An 18,653-nucleotide genomic window follows, 5' to 3' on the forward strand; every position below is an offset into this window, starting at 1 on the left:
GGATCTTGGCGTTGTTCGGCTCCTGCTCGAACTTCACCAGCTGGTTGTCCACGGTGTCCAGGCTCTCGCTGGTCTCCGTCAGAAACTCCCGCAACAGATCATCCATGAAAACAGGCCTTCATACAGGGAGGGCACGCACGAGACGTGATGCGCCAATTCGGAATGTGGCCAGCTTCACCGCAAAGCGTTTAATAATGGTTGAGTATGTGCAAAAGAACGGAACCAACAAAGAGATAAGGCGCTCCGGACAAGCCGAAGCGCCTCGTAAAGATTCGATTAATCCTTGCGGATGACGCCGCCCGTTTACGAAGCCGTAATGATGATGGCTTCGCCCTCCAGCTTGAGCGTCACGGTGAGCCCGCAGGCCTGCGCCAGCAGCCGGGTGTAATAAGGCTGGATCGCGTGCGCGTCCGCGGCAGGGCCGCGCTCGCCGCTCAGGAGCTCGGAAATGTTCTGCGGCAGGCGCGCATTATGCCCGGTCGCGGTGATGCGGAAGCTCATCGTCTCGCCCTCGCTGATCGGATCGATCGTCAGCATGCCGCCGCGCGGGATCGTGTGCTGGGAAACAACCAGCATGTTGAGCAGCAGCTTGACGCGATTCTTCGGCAGCAGAAGCCGCGGCAGATTCCAGGTGATCGAGCACTTGCCGTCCTCGATGTGGCCGCGCGCCATGGTCTGGGCGTCGCCGAGATCGATCTGGGCTCCGGAAGACCCGGCGGCACCGAACGCAAGCCGGCAGAACTGGAGACGGGCGGACGCGGTCTTGGCGCTCTTGCGGATCAGGTCGAGCGCGAACTCGCGATCGTCGGGCTTGGGATCGTCGTCGAGCACTTCGAGCCCGTTGACGATGGCGCCGACAGGGCTGATGAGATCGTGACAAACCCGCGAGCACAGCAGCGCTGCGAGTTCGAGCATATCGGGAGCAGTAGCGGTACCGGGTGACGAGGCGTCAGACATAAAGGTTTCCTGGTATTGCACGGCACGGACGCGGCGAATCACGCAAGCTTGGCGATGCCGCGGGTTCTAACATTCGCAAGCCCGCGGCAGCTAGCTTGCGATAGGGTCGAGGCGGCCCTAAAGCCACCGGCGAATCAGTCGAGGGAACGGAATTGCCGATGAATGAGGCATGCAGGTGAAGCGGATCATCGACAGGGCGGCCGCATCCGGCCTGATGGAGCCGCTGACCACGCTGGTGGTGAGGGCGGGCGAAGCGATCCTCAGCGTCAACCGCGCGGCGATGCGGGTCGAAGGCAAGCAGGACGGCTCGCCGGTGACCGAGGCCGATCTTGCCGCCGACCGCATCATCGCCGAGGGCCTGGCGCAGCTTGCGGGCGACGTGCCGACGCTGTCGGAGGAGCGGACCCAGCTCGCCTCGCCGCCGTTTCAGGGCAGCTTCTTCCTGATCGACCCGCTCGACGGCACCAAGGAGTTCGTCGCCGGTCGCGACGAGTTCACCGTCAACCTTGCCCTGGTAACGTCAGGCGTGCCGCTGCTGGGCATCGTGTCCGCGCCCGCGCTCGGGCTGCTCTGGCGCGGCATCGTCGGCCGTGGCGCCGAGCGTGTGAGCTTTGAGGGCACGACCATCGGCGCTGCCGTGCCGATCCATACCCGCAAATTGCCGGCACAGGGCGAGCCCTGGATCGCGACGGTGAGCCGCTCCCACGGCGATCCCAAAAGCGAGGCATTCATCGATAGCAGGCCCAATGCCGTCAGACGGACGGCCGGCTCGGCCGTGAAATTCGGCCGGATCGCGGAAGGCAGTGCCGACATCTATCCCCGCTTCGGGCCGACCTGTGAATGGGACGTCGGGGCCGGCTGCGCGGTCGTGACCGCGGCCGGCGGCCGGGTGACCGACGGCAGGGGCGGCGAGCTCCGCTTCGGTGAGCGGCACGATGGCGGCTTCATCATCCCGGAGTTCATCGCCTGGGGCGACTCGCAGGCGGCAAAACTCCGAGCAGGCCTCTGAGGTTGTAAAACCGCTACTGACCGAGCTGGTCCTGGATTGCGGGCCAGCGCTTGCCCACCTCGTAGAGGAAGCGTTCCGGATCGGCGGCGAAGGCGTCGCGATTGGCTTCCCGGCTGAACAGATAGAGCCGCTGAGCCGAGATCACGTAGAAGCGGGGATTGGCGGCGATGGCAACGCCCCGGGCGATGTCGGCCGGATCGTAGCCGCCGAACTGCGGCCCGTAGATTTCGGGATGGGCCAGGAACTCGGCCCGGTTGCCCTCGTTGCGGAAGCGCCAGACCGCGCCCCAGAGATTCGCCTCGAACTCGGCCGTCCCTTGCACGGCCGCGCCGTCGACGAAATAGGCCACGGGGTCGAAGCCCTCGATGGCCACGCCGCTGAAACGATTGACGACGATCCGCTCGGTGGTGGCGGCCTGTGCCGACAATCCCCAAGAGGCGATCCAAATGCCCGCCAGAAGGCAGACCAGGCGCCCGATCAAGGCAATTCCGGGGCGCAATGGGCTATCTTCCTGCCGTTGTGCCGTCATAGTTGCTGCGGATAACATCCGAGTCGAGGGGACATCCGGCGCAACCTAGAGCCGCGCCTGTTGGCGTCAGGTTAAGGAAGCGACCGGATTCGATACCAGGGGTTCTTTTATGACTTTCGCATCACGCCTTGCTGCGCTCGCGCTTGCCGCGATGGTCGGCTGGATCGTGCCGGCCTCCGCCCAGCAGGCGCCGCCGCCCGATCTGCCGCCGCCGCAGCGGACCCCGACGCCCGGCACCTATGGGCCGGACGAGCTCGTCACCGCCGGCCACCGCTTCTTCGGCAACGTCTCGCGCGGCCTCGCCTCGATCATCGAGAAGGCGGTCAGCCAATGGGGCCTGCCCAACGGCTACATCCTGGGTGAGGAAGGGTCCGGTGCCTTCGTCGCCGGCCTGCGCTACGGCGAAGGCACGCTCTACACCAAGAACGCCGGCGACCTGCGCGTCTACTGGCAGGGCCCCTCGCTCGGCTTCGACTGGGGCGGCGACGGCGCGCGCACGATGACGCTGGTCTACAACCTGCCCGCCACCAACGCGATCTACCAGCGCTTCGCCGGCCTCGACGGCTCGGCCTACATCATCGGCGGCTTCGGCATGACGGCGCTCACCGCCAACAACATCGTGCTGGTGCCGATCCGCTCGGGACTCGGCCTGCGGCTGGGAGCCAATATCGGCTATTTGAAATTCACCCCGCGCGCGACCTGGAACCCGTTCTAGCGTCCCCGCTTTCCCCTCAGGCGACGGATCAAGGTTAACGACGTGTCGGGGCTGGCTTTTTGCCGGCCCCGCATGCAATGTCGTTGGTAAATTTTTCCTTAGCTTTGGAGTTCTGGCCCATGGTCGAACCGATCATGTACCTGGCGATCGGTTTCCTGCTCTCGATGCTGTGCGGGCTTGCCATCGTGCCGCTGGTGCACAACCGCGCGGTACGCCTGACCACGCGCCGGCTCGAGGCCGCCACGCCGCTGTCGATGGCCGAGATCCAGGCCGACAAGGACCAGCTCCGCGCCGAATTCGCCATGTCGGCGCGGCGGCTCGAGATGAGCGTCGACCAGCTCAAGAACAAGACCACGAGCCAGCTCGCCGAACTCGGCAAGAAGAGCGACGCCATCAACCGCATGAAGATCGAGCTCGGCGAGAAGAACGCCACGATCTTCGCACTCGAGGCGCGCGAGAAGGCGGTGAAGGAGCAGCTGCGCGCCACCGAAGAGGAATTCAACGCCAAGACCGCATCCTTGCGCGAGGCCGAGATTGCGCTGAGCGACAAGCAGGGCGAGCTGGCAAAGATCAATTCCGAACTGTCCGACCGCTCGATGATGGCGGAGAGCCGCCAGGTCGAGCTGTTGGCTGTACGCGCGCAGATCGAAGAGCTGAAGAACCGCGTCGGCGATGCCGAGAAGGAATTTGCCACGACGCAGGCCCGGCTGACGCAGGAGCGCACCGAATCCGAGACCGCCTCGCGCGAGCTCGGCGACGCGCGCGGCCGCGTCGAGAATCTGAGCCAGCGCGTCACCGAGCTCGATCGCCAGCTCATGCTGCAGGTGAAGGAAGCCGAGATGCTGTCGGGCCGCGTCAGCGATCTCGAAGGCCGCCTCGCCACCCAGGGCAAGCTGCTTGCCGAGCGCGACTATGAGAACAACCAGCTCCGCCAGGCCAACGAGGGCAACGAGCGCACCGTCAAGGAGCTGCGCGTCGAGATCGCAGCCCTGAGCGGCGGCAAGTCGTCGGCCGCCATGGAGCAGATCCGCGCGGAAAAGACCGCGCTGGAGGAGCAACTGCGCAGCGCGCGCGACGAGCGGGCAAAACTCCAGCGCGACCTCAACGCGATCCAGCAGCAGGCGGAAAGCTCCTGGGCGACCGAGCGGATGGAGAACGCGCTGCTGCGCGAGCGCATCAACGACATCGCCGCCGAGGTGGCCAAGCTCGCGATGCAGCTCGAAGGCCCGAACTCGCCGATCGAGGCCCTGCTCGCGGCCGAGGCCGGCCAGCCCCCGAGACCGGCGCCGCGCCCGGCCAACGACGCTGCGACCAACGGCGCGGCCGCAGGCACCCTGCCCGAAGGCGGCGGAACGCTCGCCGAGCGCATCCGCGCACTCCAGGCCCACGCCTCCCGCGCCCGTCAGCAGGGCGCGTAAACGGCCCCAAAGCGGTCCCGTCGCCGGATTGCGTGAACTCCGGAAGGTTTTCGGGCCGCGGGGCGCCTGGAAACTTGACACCTTTGGCCCGCACTTCTAAATCGCGGGCTCCAATGCGCCGGCCGGCCGAAAGTCCGGCCGCCTGCATGATGGTCCCGGGCGCATAGCTCAGCGGGAGAGCGTTCCCTTCACACGGGAGAGGTCCAAGGTTCGATCCCTTGTGCGCCCACCATTCATCCCACCCCCCGCCAGCCTTCCTGAACCATCCCGTTGCGGACAAAGATCGACGCCTCGCGGCAGTCGAGACCCGTCCCGTCAAAATTGTCGAAAACAACCCCATGCACAGTAGCCGAGGCGAGCGGAAACAATAAGTTACGCTTTTCCGAATTCGATTTGACGCGTCGGGCAAGACAGGGGCCAGGATGGCATCATCCCCGGGCGTGGTGGCTCTCGCGAATGGAACCAGGCGATTCGACGAAAAGCCCGGCACGAGACCGGGCTGATCGCTAATATATTCCGAAGACGCTAATCGAGCAGCGAAGCAGGTTTAGGGCGCGCTGTCTGTATCTATTCGCGAGAATGCGGTGTTCGGCCACGCCTGAGGCAAGTCAGGTCATCACGGTCGAGGGAGGTGACCATGCCCGACGGCGTGAGGCGGGAAGCTGCGCAAGGGCCTCAATTTCATTGATGGACCCTTCCGGATGCCGCTCAGGCCGCCTCTCCCAAGACGTGGATTTCCGCGCAATCAGGACATTGCTTGCAGCAGGGCCGCGATCTTGATCGTCGCAAAGTTGGAATAGGTGTCGGAGACGGCATAGGGCAAAATAATCTGATCATGATGCCGCATCGCCCCACAGGTATAGACCACGTTGGGAACGTAGCCCTCGCGCTCGGACGGCTCCGGATGCAGCAAAGGTTCGCTCGCACGACCCAGCACCCTGGATGGGTCCTTCTTGTCGAGCAGGGCGGCGCCGATTGAATATTTTCGAACGGGGCCGACACCGTGCGTGAGCAACAGCCAGCCTTCATCGAGCTCGATCGGCGAACCGCAGTTTCCGATCTGCACGAACTCCCACGGAAACCGCGGCTTCAGGATGGCTTGACCGCCGTCCCATTGGTGCAGATCGTCCGAATAGATCAAGTAAAGGTTCTCGTTGTCCTGCCGCGCGATCATCGCGTATTTGCCGTCAATCTTGCGCGGGAACAGCGCCATGCCCTTGTTGTGGGCGGCGGTCCCCTGCAGCGGCGTCATTCGAAATGACAGGAAGTCGCGCGTTTCGATCAACTCCGACCGTATCGCTCTGCCCGTATACGCGGTGAACGTCGCGTAATACGTCTTGCGATCCTCATCGCTGAATTGGACGAAGCGGGCGTCTTCGATGCCTTGGGACTGTGACTCCGTAACCGGAAAAATCACCCGTTCGCTGATGTCCTGTTCTTCCTTGAACGTAATTTCAACCGTTTCGCCTGACGGCCCGGGTACGCGGCTCCCGATGCGGGGACTGGAGGCCAGTCGCGCGGTCGGATCGACCGCCAGGCTGCCATCGGCTGCGATCGTGCCGGTGCGAAATGTCAGCGAGGATACGTGCCCCTCGCCGACGGCCCGGAGACTGAGAACGAAGCGCAAGCCGCCTTTCGGCGCGCCCGACTGGTCGGGATGCGGCACGATGCTGGGATTGAACAGGGCGGACGCCTCGAACGAATATTCGTTGAGGAAATAGGCTCCGATCAACTGGCGCTGGACGCTCGAAAAAGCGCCGTGAGCCGCCAGCGCCCGTTCCATCTCCTCGGCGCGGAATTCGAACGTCTCCAGCAGGTTGCGATGCCGGCCCTGAAAGTTCGCCAAGACGTCCGCCAACAGGCTGGCGGTGACTTCGGGGTCAAGGGCCAAAACGCGTTCGACGATGTGATTGGCGCGCGTCTTGTCGGTCGGGTTGAGATCGCGCGGCTCAGTTGCCGGCTTGAACGGCCGAACGATCACGCGCGTAGGGTCGGGGCGCAGATGGAGCGCTTGCCGATGCAGGAAACTGGCTTGCGACAAGATGTCCTCGGATCTTTGGAGAGGTCAACCGAACTCAGACGCCGATGACGCGAAGCGCCGCCGACGGCGTCACGCTGACATTGACGCGCGCAAGCTGACGAATATCCGCAAGACTGAGCAGGTAAGACACGACGGATTCGCCGCCGCGGTTTTCGTTGGCACGGTCGGGATGCAATCCATCCCGGCAACTGCCGGTCTCGGGATCCACGAGCGCGATCGACAAATCGTTCCGGCCAAGAAACCAGGCGAAAACGTTGGTTGCGATCGCCTTCCATTCGGCATGACCTTCCGCGCGCCAGGCGGTCAGGCAGGCTGCGATCGTCGCCGCGGCCTCCACCGGCTGCTGGTCGAACGGGCGAGGCGCCCGGCGCAACTCACCGAAGCCGTCAGTGCCGATGGGGCGAAAATGCCCGGTGGAAGCCGTTTGCTGCGTCATCAGCCAACGCAAGGATCGCAATCCGGCGGCGAGGTAATCCCGTGCTTCCGTGGCCATCCCCGTGAGGATCAGGGCTTGCGACAGACGCGCGTTGTCGTACGCCAGGCCTTCCTCGAACCACGTCCAGTCCGGCGTCTCGACCGACGCGAGACTCGCCATCAACCTGTCGGCCAGAGCAAGCCGGATTGCGCGGGCGCGCGCATCATCGCGAACAGCGGCGCAATAGCCGTCCAGACCCAGCAGGGTGAAGGCCAACGCGCGGGGCGAACCAAAGGTCTCGACGACAGGCAGTGCCTCGGCAAACAAGCCGGCGGCCCATCGGCGTCGCGACGGGCTTGCGTCCCTGCGTGCGCACTCACCCAGTGCCCACAATGTTCGCCCATGGCTGTCCTCGGAGCCACGGTCTTCGAGCCAGCTTCGATTGAAACCCATGAAATTGCGAAACCGTCTGGTGTCGGGATTCCACGCATGCTGAACGAACGCGGCGAAACGGGCCGTCAACACTTCGGACAGGCGCGTTTCGCCGGGATTGTTGAGGGCGCACGCCAGCAGCAAGGCACGGGCATTGTCATCCACGCAATAGCCGTGATCCCGGTTCGGCACAGAATGCACGGCGTGCTGGAACAGGCCGGTGTCGTCGCACATCGAGAGAAAATGATCCAGTTGCATATCAGATGCCGCCGGACTGTGGGCGACCGCGACCGGCCCGGTACGCGCCACCACCTTGAGCCAGTCTCCATGACGTGCATTTTCGAACGCGACCATGTAACGCTCGGCCGTGCGCTCCCACGTCATCGATCGGCTGATGGCGTAGGCGCGCTCGCGCATCGCCTGCCGGCGAGGGGCATTGGTGAGCAATTGCGCGATTTCCTTGCCGACTGCGACCGCGTTGCCGAAGGGAACGATCACGCCACGGCCGTCATCCAGCAACTCGAGCGCATGCCAATACGGAGTCGAAACGACCGGCTTGCCCAATCCGAAGCTGTAGGCGAGCGTCCCCGACGTCATCTGCGCTTCGTTGAGATAGGGCGTAACGTAGACGTCGCTCATGGAAATGAATTCCAGCAACGTCGCCTGATCGACGAATTGGTCGAGGAATACGACGTGGTCGTCGATGCCAAGCTCGCGCACGCGCGTCATCAGACTCTCGCGATAGGCCTCGCCCTGGTCGCGCACCAGATTGGGATGCGTCGCGCCGAGCACGACATAGACCGCGTCCGGGCGACGTTCCAGGATCAGAGGCATCGCGTCGATCATGACCTCGATGCCCTTGCTGGGGGACAGCAGCCCGAAGGTCAGGATGACGGAACGCCCGCTGAATCCGAGCTTGGCCTTGGCCGCGTCGGGCTCGACAAACGGAAAATCGGGAATGCCGTGGGCAATCACCTCGATCTTGTCGTCCGGCACGCGATAGACGCTGCGCAACATCTCGCGTCCCTTGTTCGCCATCACGATGATCCTGGAAGACGCCTCGACGAGGCGCTCCATGACCGCACGCTGCGCGGCGGTCGGCTTGGCCAGCACCGTGTGCAGCGTCGTGACGACAGGCATGCTGAGGCCCGAAAGCAGCTCCAGGATGTGAGCGCCGGCCTCACCGCCGAAGATCCCGAATTCATGTTGCAGGCAAACGACGTCGAATCGGCCCGCATTCAGGAATGCCGCGGCACGGACATAGTCTTCGATGGCGTCATCCTTGATCTGCAGGGCGACGGAAGCGGGATAATCGTAGGCCTGTCCGTGGTCGTTCATTGTAACGATGCTGACCTCCAGGTCCGGCCGCGAATTCGAAATCGCCCTTTCCAGATCGGTCGTGAACGTCGCGATGCCACAACGGCGAGGGAGCGAATTGCCGATGACTGCGATGCGCCGAAGCGGGCTCACGTTCGCGCCTCGGCGAGGCCTGCGAATTGCGGAACTGAATGCGCGACCGGACGGGCATGCTTGCCGGGCTGGTCGAGACTCTGCAACAGCAAATCGACCGGGCGGCTGGCGGGATACGCGATCAGCGCGCTCAATCCATTGTCGCCAACCTCGATGCTGTTGCGGCCGCCACCGATGAAGATGGCTTCCCCGACGGATGCCGGGGCCAGACCGACTGCGGCGTGGCCCTCGAGAATGAGCATCCAGGTCTCCGGTTCGGCAAGCAGCGCCCAGTTCGAACCTCCGGGAAGTTCAATGCGTTCGAGAACGAAATGCTTGCTCGCGACGAGAAGCGTCCGGTTGGCGGTAACGGCCGCCGAATTGCCAAGCGTTCGAAGCGGCCACGGATGGGCAACGGCGACGGCGTTGTCCTCGTGCAATTCACGCTGCCGACCATAGTCGAACAGGCGGAATGTCGTGTCGCTGCGTTGCTGAATTTCCGCGAGCACGATGCCGGCTCCGATGGCGTGGATGGTGCCGGCCGGGATGTAGATGACATCACCTGCGGCAACCGATCGCCAGTGAACGAGTTCGGCGATCGAGCCGTCCTGGATCGATGCACGCAACTGCTGCGCCGTTACCTGATGTTTCAATCCAGCGCCGATCTGCGCGTCGGGCTGGGCCGAGAGGATGTACCATGCCTCGCTCTTGCCGTTCGGCATCCCCATTGCGCGCGCGAACGTGTCATCTGGATGAACCTGGATGGATAACGGTTGACTGGTGAACAGCAGCTTGAGCAGCAAGGCGGGGGTGGGTGCGCTCTCGTCGGATCGCTCGAACCACAGCTCGCCGACGGCACCGCCAGACCCGTCAATATTGCTCCAGGGTTTGAGATCGCCGACGCCCCAGGGCTTGTGGACGACCCGCACGCTGGCATGTTCGGTAGGCATAGGTGATCCTGACCCGTGACGCACACGTCGGGGCGACGTGCCGTTGACCGATTTCGTCAATAGGATTTGGCGTGGCTAAGGCGTCGCGAATCCGGGCAGGCGCCCAAGGCGTCGGATGCTGAGCTCCTCAGGTGGCTACTCCGGCACGCGATTACAACCTCCCGGAGGGCGCTTTACTCGCTCCACTTCGCAACAGCAGCGTTCGTCTCATTTGCTCCACGACGTGCCGCCAGCGTATCCAGGGGCCAAGTCGTACCTGGCTTCCGCAATGTCTCAGTCGATGATGGATGTCGGAGTGCTGGATTTCGGTCCCCAGGAAGGACGAGGCCCAGTCCATGCCGGGAGCGAATCCCATTCGGCCCATCGCATACGGCGCTCCTCATCTCCCACCCTGACAAAGACGAAAGCCGCGTCATCACTTCCCGTTTTCGATCCAGCGAACACGGCCGGCATTCCATACGCATTCCTGATCGTTGCTTTGTTGGCCATTGCGACCTCCTGGCGGGTTTGTTGCGCGGTCCGGACCGCAGAAGGGCCGACGTTAAAAGATAAACGCGGCCGCGATGAGCAGCACGAAAACGACCAGCAGCAGCGTCGGAGGCACGCCCCACTCACGCAAATCGAATTTGGCTGGATTTGACACCTGACCGCCTCCTTAGCTTGGGCGGGAGCGCAACGCTCTCAGTCACCGATAGACTGCCAGGGGCGCGCGGTGATGCCTCAGGTATAACCACTTCTGGCCGAATAGCGAGAAATTTGCAGACTTATTCCCAAATCCGCCAGGATGGGGCCTGCTGCGGTCTCGCCATCAAGAGGAACCATCCGCGAGTACGGCGCTCTGCTCGCTTGTTCAGGCTTCATGCGGCCCGAGCCGGCCGCAAGGCTGCGTAGAGGCCGACGAGGGTCCCGATGGCGACCAGCGCTGCCGCCAGCAGCACCTGCAATTCCCCATCGTCGGTCGTGCCGATGGACGACACGAGTCTGGTCACGACGACGAACAGAATGCCCACGGAGGCCGCTGCGCCCACGCTGAGATAGGCGAGCTCTCGCGTCAGGTTCCGGCCGAGAAGTCCGAGTGCCGTGAAATACATCGCGCAAGCGTTGGGATGAACGAACAAGGCGACGCGCGCGTAAGGACCGTAGGCGTCGAGAAGCGACTCACACCGGTTCAGTGCCGCCTTTGAGGCAACCCGCTGCAACAACGGTCTGAAAAAACGAGCCTGTCCGTAACTCAAGACGGCGCCCACGATGATGGCGAGCCACGCCACGACGAAAACGGAGACATCCGCGGGCTTCGGATTGAGCGCCACGGACATCAGGATGAGTGCGGTTCCGGGGAAATAGCCGAAATACGGGAAGACGGACTCCAGGAGCACGCAGACGAATATGAAGACCGGAAACCACGGTGAACCGGTCGCATCCTGGACGATGGCGTTCAAGTCGAAGAGATCAGTCCTGTACAGGACGAGGTACATGCACATGGCCAACCCAGCCAGCGCATAAAACGGCAACGCTCCCGAGAGAAACCGTCTCATCCAACCATCGGGCTTTGTTGCGCGGACACGGCGGAGACCATCGATATCAGGACAAGACAATTGAAACGCATGGCCCATGGTTTAGGCGAATGAGATCGCCCCTGTCGATAGCAATCCTCGCCTCGCCCTGCGCGCCCCTCATGCGATCGACAGAATCTCGATCTCCTGCGTGCCCGCCCCAACGACGTCTCCGACCGCCTTCCCCATCAGCGACTTCGCGACCGGCGCGACGAACGAGATCGAGCCTGCCTTGGGGTCGGCTTCGTCCTCGCCGACGATGCGATAGGTCTGCACGCGGCCGTCAGGGCGGCTGAAGGTCACCGTGCTGCCGAAGGCGACGATATCGGTCGAGGCCGGATGAGGAACGACCTGCGCCGTGCGCAGCCGTTCGGTGAGATAGCGGGCGTCCCGCAACGGCACCGCCGACTGCCGGCGCCTCTCGTTGACGTCCTCGATGGCTTGCGCGGCTTCATAGGCCTCGCGCGCTTCGTCGAGCTGTCTCTGCAACGCCTGCAAGCCTGCTTCCGTCACGAGGTTGGGATGCGGCGAGATCGGGCGATCCGGCAGCAGCGTCTCTGCCGCGGTTTCGGCGCTCTCTTCCTTGGTAAAGGCGACGCTCAATGCAAAATCCTGTCGAACTGTTTTGGACGATTTGCCAAATTATATCTCAAGTTCGACGAAACGGCGCAGCTTGAAGACGAGGTCCGGCATGGCTTGGCGGAACCGCGTCGCATTCTGGAACGTCGTCGAGAACGGCGCGAAGGTGATCATCGCGTTCCAGTGCCGGTAGCCGTAGACCGTGACTGAGGCGCCGGTCGCCGGAAAATCCTCCAGTTTGCGCAGCTCGCCGAGCACGAGATCGGCAATCGCTTCCGCAGGCAGCAATTGCCTGCCGTCCGGCGTCGTGGCGATCTTCACCGGCGGCTCGACCGGCCTTGTGACTGCCGGCACGGTTTCGGCCGCTTTCTCGGGCTTGATCTCGGCCTTGTTCTCGGGCCTGTTCTCGGCCTTGGCCGGCGCAGCATCGGGGGTGGGCGGCTCGACCAGCTCAAACCCGTTCGTCGGCGCGGTCGGGGGAACCTCGGTGAGCGGCGGCGGTACGATACTGTCTGCTGAGCGCTTGTTGCCTCCCAGGATGCTGCTGATCATGGCCACAAGGCCAGCATCCTTCACGTCGTCACTCATTGCTCCCCCCGGGCTTTGGCCTAATCTAGCACCGCTCTCGCAGACCGCCACCGGGGATGTGGGGCCGGAATCGGCAGGGCCAAGATCCCATTCCAGGGCCGTCCTTCGAGGACATCGGCGGCGCAAAGGCTGATCGCCTCGCGCCGCCGCGCGATCGTCACTGCTTATCGAACGGAATGTATTGCTGATACTGCTTGGGCACCGAACTGCGGTAGCGCGCGGGCACGGTGCCGCTGTCGACCGAATGATCGATCTCCTGCTGCCGCGTCATCTTCTTCTTCGCGGACTTCTTCAACGCGCTCTTCTTGGAATCGCTCGGCTGGCTGGAGCTGTCGGTGGCTGCGCCGGGCGCCGTCGTCGTCGCTGCCGGCGCAGTCGTTGTCGCCGCAGGCGCCGCGGTGCCGGCGGCAGCAGGCGCGCCCTGGGCCAACGCGAGCGGTGTTTGCGTGAGAAGCGCCAGCGCTGCTGTCGCAGCCAGCAAGTATGACCTATGCATCAGAACCTCCAAAATACCTGATCGGAATGTGGCAAGCGTAGTTCTCCCGGGGAGACGCATGCAAGTCTGCTCACGATAGGCCGGAACCCCATCGCAAACTGTGGCCGAGATCACATAGCCGGCCGCTCGCTGCGGCACGATGTGCCTCGTCGCGAACGCAAGGCATTCCATCGCTCGCGGCCCTGCTCGCCGTAGCATCCCCGGCCGCGCAGGCGCATCCTTCGAACGATCGATATCATCGCCTGCGCTGTACGTTCGCGCAGCAGCGCAACGACCGACGACGTCGCGGCGTGCGCGCACGACGCGCGCGTCGCTACAATCTCGACGTGAAGACGATCCGTCTCGCCGACGATCCCGCGAATTGACACTGCGCGAAGCCGCTTGCGTCTTTCGATGACGAGAATGTTATCCGCCATCGTTCCGGGAAGAATTTGCAAAGCGCAGCCGCAGCTTGTCCATCGCGCTTGCTCCCGGAACAGCATCGATGCCGCGCAACGTGTGAAGTGGCGGCTTGTGGCGTCCAAACGCCTGATCTAGCCTGACATGCATATTATGTTGAAAACAACTTTAGCTTTATTTGTTCCACCGTGACTTTTCAGGGAGGTGTTTCAATGACCAGCCGCCACGCAGTTGTTCCGCGCGGTCTGAACGCAACGCGTTCGTCGCTTTCGCAAGGCCGCTTCGGACGCATGTTCCGCAAGCTCGCACCGGCCAAATTCGGCCCGAACGATTCCGACAATGTCGCGAACCTGTCGGCGCTGGCCGACAAGATGGTCGCCGACTTCGACGGACCGAAGGACGGGCCGGATGCGGAAGAGAGCGGCATTCCCGCGCTCTACACCTATTTCGGCCAGTTCATCGACCACGACATCACCTTCGATCCGGTCAGCTCGCTGACCAAGCTGCAGGACCCCGACGGGCTCGTCGACTTCCGCACGCCGTCGCTCGACCTGGACAATCTCTACGGCCGTGGCCCGAACGATCAGCCGTACATGTATGACGGTATCAAGTTCCGCCTCGGCGAGAAGGTCACCGGCGCGGGCGTACCGGATGCCAGCGACCTGCCGCGCTTCAAGGGCCGCGCGCTGATCGGCGATCCCCGCAACGACGAGAACAGCATCGTCTCGCAGTTCCAGGCCTTGATGCTGCGCTTTCACAACCGCATGGTCGACGACAATGACAGCCTGTCGTTCGAAGACGTGCAGAAGCGCGTCAGATTCCACTATCAATACGTGGTGCTGAACGACTTCCTGCCGCGCATCGTCCACGCCAGCGTGCTTGACCAGCTGAAGACCGCAGGTCACTACGACCGCAGCAAGCTCGCCCACTACCATTGGAAGACCTATCCGTTCATGCCGGTCGAGTTCTCGGTCGCGGCCTACCGGCTCGGGCACTCCATGATCCGTCCCGGCTACCGGCTGAACGACGCGGCCAACATGCTGCTGCAGATCTTCCCCGATCCCAACAATCCCGACCACAACGCACTGACCGGCTTCCGTTCCATGGGACCGGGACGCGCCATGGACTGGAGCCGCTTCATCGATCTGGACACGCGCCCCTACGGCGTCGAGGACGACGACACCAATCCCGACAACAAGAGACGGCTTCAGTTCGCCTATCGCATCGATACCTCGCTGGTCGATCCACTGCGCAAGCTGCCGCCGGAGGTCGCCTCCAATCCGTCGTCACTGGCGCTGCGCAATCTCGAGCGCGGCTGGCGGCTCGGACTGCCGTCGGGCCAGGCCGTCGCCAGGGCGATGAACCTGACGCCGCTGACCGACGATCAGATCATCATCGGCAAGGCCGTCGACGAGCCGGGACCGGGCGATCCGCAAGTCAAGATCGCGAACATCGCGAACGGCGTGTTTGCCGACAACTGCCCGCTCTGGACCTACATCCTGGCCGAGGCGCGCAACTTCCACACCGATGTGATGGTCCCGGCGACCGGCGCGCCGGCGACGGGAGTCAGGACGCCGCAACTCGGGCTGGTCGGCGGCCGCATCGTCGCCGAAGTCTTCCTGGGCATGATGTTCGGTGACAATTCCTCCGTGCTGTCGCAGGACCCGAACTGGACGCCGGTGACCGGCTCCGGCTTCGCACTGAAGGACCTCGTCGCCTACGCGCTCGGCCAGGGCGATCCCCTGCACTGAGCACGTGACGGACGATGATGCAAAGGCCGCTCGTGTCGTGCGAGCGGCCCTTTGTCATCGCGCGCGACGGGGAGAGGCGACCGTGCTGCTAGAGCATGATCCGGAAAAGTGCGAAGCGGTCTTCCGAAAAGATCATGCTCAAACAAGAACCTAGAGCGCGATGACGATTCATCCCAACCTCAACGCGCTTTAGCGCGCATCGAGTCAGCCAAAGATTAGCCAGCTCACAGGCGTGGCCTCATAAACTCGTCGAGTCCGGATTGCTCTCAGAAGGCGACATTGAGACCGACATGCCAACAGTTCGGCCTTGGCCAAAGGCGGAAGTGAATACGTTTTCCTGCCGCCACACTCGATCTTCCAATGTGCGATATCGGTTATCGCTGTAGCGCCCGGCAAATTGCAATGATCTCCTGCGGTTCAGGCCGGTTGCGATAGTCTGCATCGACATGCGCATAGACAATATGCCCGGATCGATCAATCACGAATGTACCAGGTACGGGAAGTATCCACTTGCCGTCGGCATTTCGCTTCTCAAGATCGATGTTCGAGCCTTTCAATATGCTTTTTGCGGCATCATCCATTTCGAAGGTAAGACCGAATTGTTCGGCTATCTTCCCACCCTGATCGATCAGGACCGGAAATATCGAGCCGGCGGAAGTGGTATTGTCAGAAAAAACCGGGACGGCCTCCGGAGACACCGCTATCAAGGCTGCGTTGGCTTCGGACAACAGCGATTGAACTCCAAGCAGCCCACGGAGGTAGACATTGCAGTATCCGCACCAAGTGCCGCGGTAAAAGACCATAACCAGAGAAGAGTACTTGTTCTGGGCAAGATGCTCGGCCAGACTCCATGTTCCGCCCTCAGCCATCGGCATCGAAAAGTCCGGTGCTTTGTCGCCAACGCCGACGGCTTTGGTTCTCACGCGCAAAGCCTGAATGGCAGGATCTATCTGGCCCCCGAACAGGATGTTCGCTTGTTCGACACCTCGCCGTGCGATCAGATTTTCGCTGAACAGGGCAAGGGAAGCTGCGAGAGGGACGGTGGGCCGATTGTGAGCACTTTCATTGCTCATGTTTCACTCCATGGCAATTTGGGGCGACTTCCGCTTTGACCTCGACATCTGACGCTTACGAGATCGCGCCTCAATGCGCGGCCCCGAGGCCGATCTCTTCCAGCCGCGTTGCGAACCAGCGCGACAGCGGCTGATCGAGGAGGCCGCTGACATAGACCTCCGACATCGTCACATTGTGCGCGTCCAGCACCAGCAGCACGCCGATCCAATAGGCGAACCAGACATGCGCGTCGGTCAGCGCCATCAGCTTGTGCTGGTCGTGATCGAGCGCGGTGTGGTTGCTCGCCTTGCGGATCTCCACGGTGAGCAGATTGTTCGGGATCTCGCGCTGATGCACGACGACGTCGGGATAGATCGACTTGCCCAGATGATCGTCGGTCGAGATGATGGTGCCGTGCGGCAGGTGCAGCGTGCGCTCGCCGAGCCGGTCGTAGTTGCAGTCGACCGCCCAGCCGGCGAACTGCTTCTCCAGATGCACGGCGAAGCGGTGCGTGATCGCCCGCTCGCCAAGGTCCTTCTCGAACAGGAAACCCTCGTTGGCGTAGAAGTCCCGGAGCGCCGCGATCACCTTGTTCAGCTCGGTCTGCATCTTGCCCCCCGGCCCTCGGCGCTCCTGATGCTGTGCCCTACATCTGGACTTCGATCAGCCGCGGTCCGGGCTCGGCGACAGCCTCGGCCAGCGCCTTGTTGAATTCGTCCGCGCTGGTGACGGCGCGGCCGGGCACGCCCATGCCCTTGGCCAGCGCCACGAAATCCAGCGTCGGACGGTCGAGCCGCAGCATGTCGTTGGCGCGCTGGCCGGGCTCGCCGGCGCCGACATTGTCGAACTCGCCGCGCAGGATCTGGTAGATGCGGTTGGCGAACACGATGGTGACGATGTTGAGGTTCTCTCTCGCCTGCGTCCACAGCGACTGGATCGTGTACATCGCGCTGCCGTCGCCGACCATGGTGATCACCTTGCGGTCCGGACAGGCGATCGCGGCGCCGATCGAGAGCGGCGTCGAGAAGCCGATCGAGCCGCCCATGTTCTGGAGCCAGTCGTGCGGGGCGGCGGCCGCCGTCGGCGGGAAGAAGGCCCGGCCGGTGGTGAGGGATTCGTCGACCATGATCGCGTTCTCGGGGATCGCGTAGGCGATCGCCTGCGCGATCGAGGCGTGGGTCAGCGCGCCGGTCGGCTTGACCAGATCGGCCAGGGCCTGCGGCTTGACGTCCTTCGCACTGGCCTTCACAGCGCCCGCGAGCGCTTCGAGCGCGGCGACCGAATTCTCGCCCCAGGAGGTCATGCGGTGCACGTCGCAACCCTCGGGCCTGAGCACGCTCGGCTTGTTCGGATAGGCGAAGAACGCTACGGGGTCGTCGGACTCGACCAGCACGATGTGACGGAATTTCGCCAGCATCGGAATTGCGTTCTCGATCACGTAGTGAATGCGGTCGATCGAGTAGCGGCCGCGGCCGCGCGCCATCTTCGGGCGGAAGGTCGGGCCCATCACGGTGCAGCCGGTCTTGTTCGCGATGCGCTCGGCCAGCGCCAGGCCCTGCTCGGAGAGCGCGCTGCCGGTCATCAGCAGCAGCGTGCCCTCGCCGTCGCCATGCAGGATCTTCGCGGCCTGCTCGACCGCCTGCGGCGAATAGCTCGCGCGCTGCTGCTCGGCCGGAACCTCGGCGATGCCGTCGGCCTCGTTCCAGGCGGTGTCGGCGGGCAGGATCAGGGTCGCGATCTGCGGCGGTGCGCTTCTGGCGGCGGCGATCGCCGCGGCGCCGTCAGCGGCGATCGATTTGGAGTCCGGCGAGGTGCGGACCCAGGACGACATCGGCCGGGCAAGGCCCTCGATGTCGGAGGTCAGCGGCGCGTTGTAGCCGATATGGTAGATCGCATGCTGGCCGACGATGTTGACGATGCCGGAATTCGCCTTCTTGGCGTTGTGCAGATTGGCAAGGCCGTTGGCGAGGCCGGGACCGAGATGCAACAGGGTCGAGGCCGGCGTGCCCTTCATCCGGAAATAGCCGTCGGCAGCGCCCGTCACCACGCCTTCGAACAGCCCGAGCACGCAGCGCATGCCCGGGACGCGGTCGAGCGCTGCGACAAAATGCATCTCGGAGGTACCCGGGTTGGTGAAGCAGACGTCCACCCCGCCCTTGACCATCGTCCGCACCAGGCTTTCCGCACCGTTCATCCGTCAGCTCCCGCAACCGGCAATGTCCAATTATCCGTCCGATCAATCATTGTTCGCTGGTTCCGTCAAAGCAATAGGCGGCATCGCGGCCCAGCCCCGCGCGACGATGCGCAGGTTTGGCTAAT

17 protein-coding genes and 1 tRNA gene are annotated in these 18,653 nt (G+C 63.5%); 5 read left to right on the plus strand and 13 right to left on the minus strand.

The genetic code is table 11. The features are described 5' to 3' along the window. Positions 1 to 303: 303 nt before the first annotated feature. Positions 304 to 957 carry a histidine phosphotransferase ChpT gene (gene chpT, locus NR187_RS14935; protein ID WP_256806935.1) on the minus strand — a complete coding sequence of 218 codons (654 nt, stop codon included), beginning with the start codon at positions 955 to 957 and terminating at the stop codon, positions 304 to 306. A gap of 169 nt (positions 958 to 1,126) precedes the next feature. Between chpT and NR187_RS14940 the strand changes: the two genes are divergently transcribed. Continuing rightward, a complete protein-coding gene (locus NR187_RS14940; RefSeq protein ID WP_256806936.1) occupies positions 1,127 to 1,966 on the plus strand; it encodes a 3'(2'),5'-bisphosphate nucleotidase CysQ in 840 nt (279 codons plus the stop codon). 13 nt (positions 1,967 to 1,979) lie between these two features. On the opposite strand, the gene NR187_RS14945 is transcribed toward NR187_RS14940, so the two are convergent. Then, on the minus strand, positions 1,980 to 2,465 hold the full coding sequence (locus NR187_RS14945) for a YHS domain-containing (seleno)protein (protein ID WP_256806937.1): 486 nt from the start codon (positions 2,463 to 2,465) through the stop codon (positions 1,980 to 1,982). A 139-nt stretch (positions 2,466 to 2,604) separates the two neighbouring features. On the opposite strand from NR187_RS14945, the gene NR187_RS14950 reads away from it, so the two are divergent. The 3 genes from NR187_RS14950 to NR187_RS14960 all read left to right on the plus strand — a co-directional run bounded on the left by NR187_RS14950 (position 2,605) and on the right by NR187_RS14960 (position 4,860). Next, positions 2,605 to 3,210 (plus strand): DUF1134 domain-containing protein, encoded by a 606-nt coding sequence (locus tag NR187_RS14950; protein WP_211381718.1) that lies wholly within the window; start codon positions 2,605 to 2,607, stop codon positions 3,208 to 3,210. 119 nt (positions 3,211 to 3,329) lie between these two features. Then, positions 3,330 to 4,628 (plus strand): hypothetical protein, encoded by a 1,299-nt coding sequence (locus NR187_RS14955; RefSeq protein WP_211381717.1) that lies wholly within the window; start codon positions 3,330 to 3,332, stop codon positions 4,626 to 4,628. A 157-nt stretch (positions 4,629 to 4,785) separates the two neighbouring features. Next, positions 4,786 to 4,860 (plus strand) — tRNA-Val (locus NR187_RS14960). Positions 4,861 to 5,373: 513 nt separating this feature from the next. Here NR187_RS14960 and NR187_RS14965 read toward each other — a convergent pair. The 8 genes from NR187_RS14965 to NR187_RS15000 all read right to left on the minus strand — a co-directional run bounded on the left by NR187_RS14965 (position 5,374) and on the right by NR187_RS15000 (position 13,547). Beyond that, entirely contained in the window at positions 5,374 to 6,669 is a 1,296-nt protein-coding gene (locus NR187_RS14965; RefSeq protein WP_256806938.1) for a glycoside hydrolase family 130 protein, read from the minus strand. Between the two features lie 34 nt (positions 6,670 to 6,703). After that, on the minus strand, positions 6,704 to 8,986 hold the full coding sequence (locus NR187_RS14970; protein WP_211381715.1) for a glycosyltransferase family 4 protein: 2,283 nt from the start codon (positions 8,984 to 8,986) through the stop codon (positions 6,704 to 6,706). Then, positions 8,983 to 9,975, minus strand: a complete 993-nt coding sequence (locus tag NR187_RS14975; RefSeq protein WP_256806939.1) for a class I mannose-6-phosphate isomerase — start codon at positions 9,973 to 9,975, stop codon at positions 8,983 to 8,985. The genes NR187_RS14970 and NR187_RS14975 overlap by 4 nt, the downstream gene beginning before the upstream one ends. Positions 9,976 to 10,772: 797 nt before the next feature. Continuing rightward, entirely contained in the window at positions 10,773 to 11,450 is a 678-nt protein-coding gene (locus NR187_RS14980) for a hypothetical protein (protein ID WP_211381713.1), read from the minus strand. Positions 11,451 to 11,588: 138 nt separating this feature from the next. Further along, positions 11,589 to 12,071: a transcription elongation factor GreA gene (greA, locus tag NR187_RS14985; protein ID WP_211381712.1), complete on the minus strand. Its 483-nt coding sequence runs from the start codon at positions 12,069 to 12,071 to the stop codon at positions 11,589 to 11,591. A 39-nt stretch (positions 12,072 to 12,110) separates the two neighbouring features. Beyond that, positions 12,111 to 12,635: a hypothetical protein gene (locus NR187_RS14990; protein WP_256806940.1), complete on the minus strand. Its 525-nt coding sequence runs from the start codon at positions 12,633 to 12,635 to the stop codon at positions 12,111 to 12,113. 157 nt (positions 12,636 to 12,792) lie between these two features. After that, positions 12,793 to 13,131 carry a hypothetical protein gene (locus NR187_RS14995; protein ID WP_256806941.1) on the minus strand — a complete coding sequence of 113 codons (339 nt, stop codon included), beginning with the start codon at positions 13,129 to 13,131 and terminating at the stop codon, positions 12,793 to 12,795. A 110-nt stretch (positions 13,132 to 13,241) separates the two neighbouring features. Beyond that, positions 13,242 to 13,547 carry a hypothetical protein gene (locus NR187_RS15000; protein ID WP_256806942.1) on the minus strand — a complete coding sequence of 102 codons (306 nt, stop codon included), beginning with the start codon at positions 13,545 to 13,547 and terminating at the stop codon, positions 13,242 to 13,244. A 195-nt stretch (positions 13,548 to 13,742) separates the two neighbouring features. Between NR187_RS15000 and NR187_RS15005 the strand changes: the two genes are divergently transcribed. Then, positions 13,743 to 15,281, plus strand: coding sequence for a heme peroxidase family protein (locus NR187_RS15005; protein ID WP_256806943.1), 1,539 nt, complete (start codon positions 13,743 to 13,745; stop codon positions 15,279 to 15,281). Between the two features lie 374 nt (positions 15,282 to 15,655). On the opposite strand, the gene NR187_RS15010 is transcribed toward NR187_RS15005, so the two are convergent. From NR187_RS15010 to NR187_RS15020, 3 genes are all read right to left on the minus strand, one after another. Then, positions 15,656 to 16,354, minus strand: coding sequence for a peroxiredoxin-like family protein (locus NR187_RS15010; RefSeq protein WP_211381708.1), 699 nt, complete (start codon positions 16,352 to 16,354; stop codon positions 15,656 to 15,658). 70 nt (positions 16,355 to 16,424) lie between these two features. Beyond that, entirely contained in the window at positions 16,425 to 16,943 is a 519-nt protein-coding gene (locus tag NR187_RS15015) for a hypothetical protein (RefSeq protein ID WP_211381707.1), read from the minus strand. A 37-nt stretch (positions 16,944 to 16,980) separates the two neighbouring features. Continuing rightward, complete coding sequence (locus tag NR187_RS15020) at positions 16,981 to 18,528, minus strand: acetolactate synthase large subunit (protein WP_211381706.1); 1,548 nt, start codon at positions 18,526 to 18,528, stop codon at positions 16,981 to 16,983. Positions 18,529 to 18,653: the final 125 nt, after the last annotated feature.

Origin of the sequence: Bradyrhizobium sp. Bra64 (assembly GCF_024519875.1) — a bacterium.
Taxonomy (GTDB): Bacteria; Pseudomonadota; Alphaproteobacteria; order Rhizobiales; family Xanthobacteraceae; genus Bradyrhizobium; species Bradyrhizobium japonicum_G.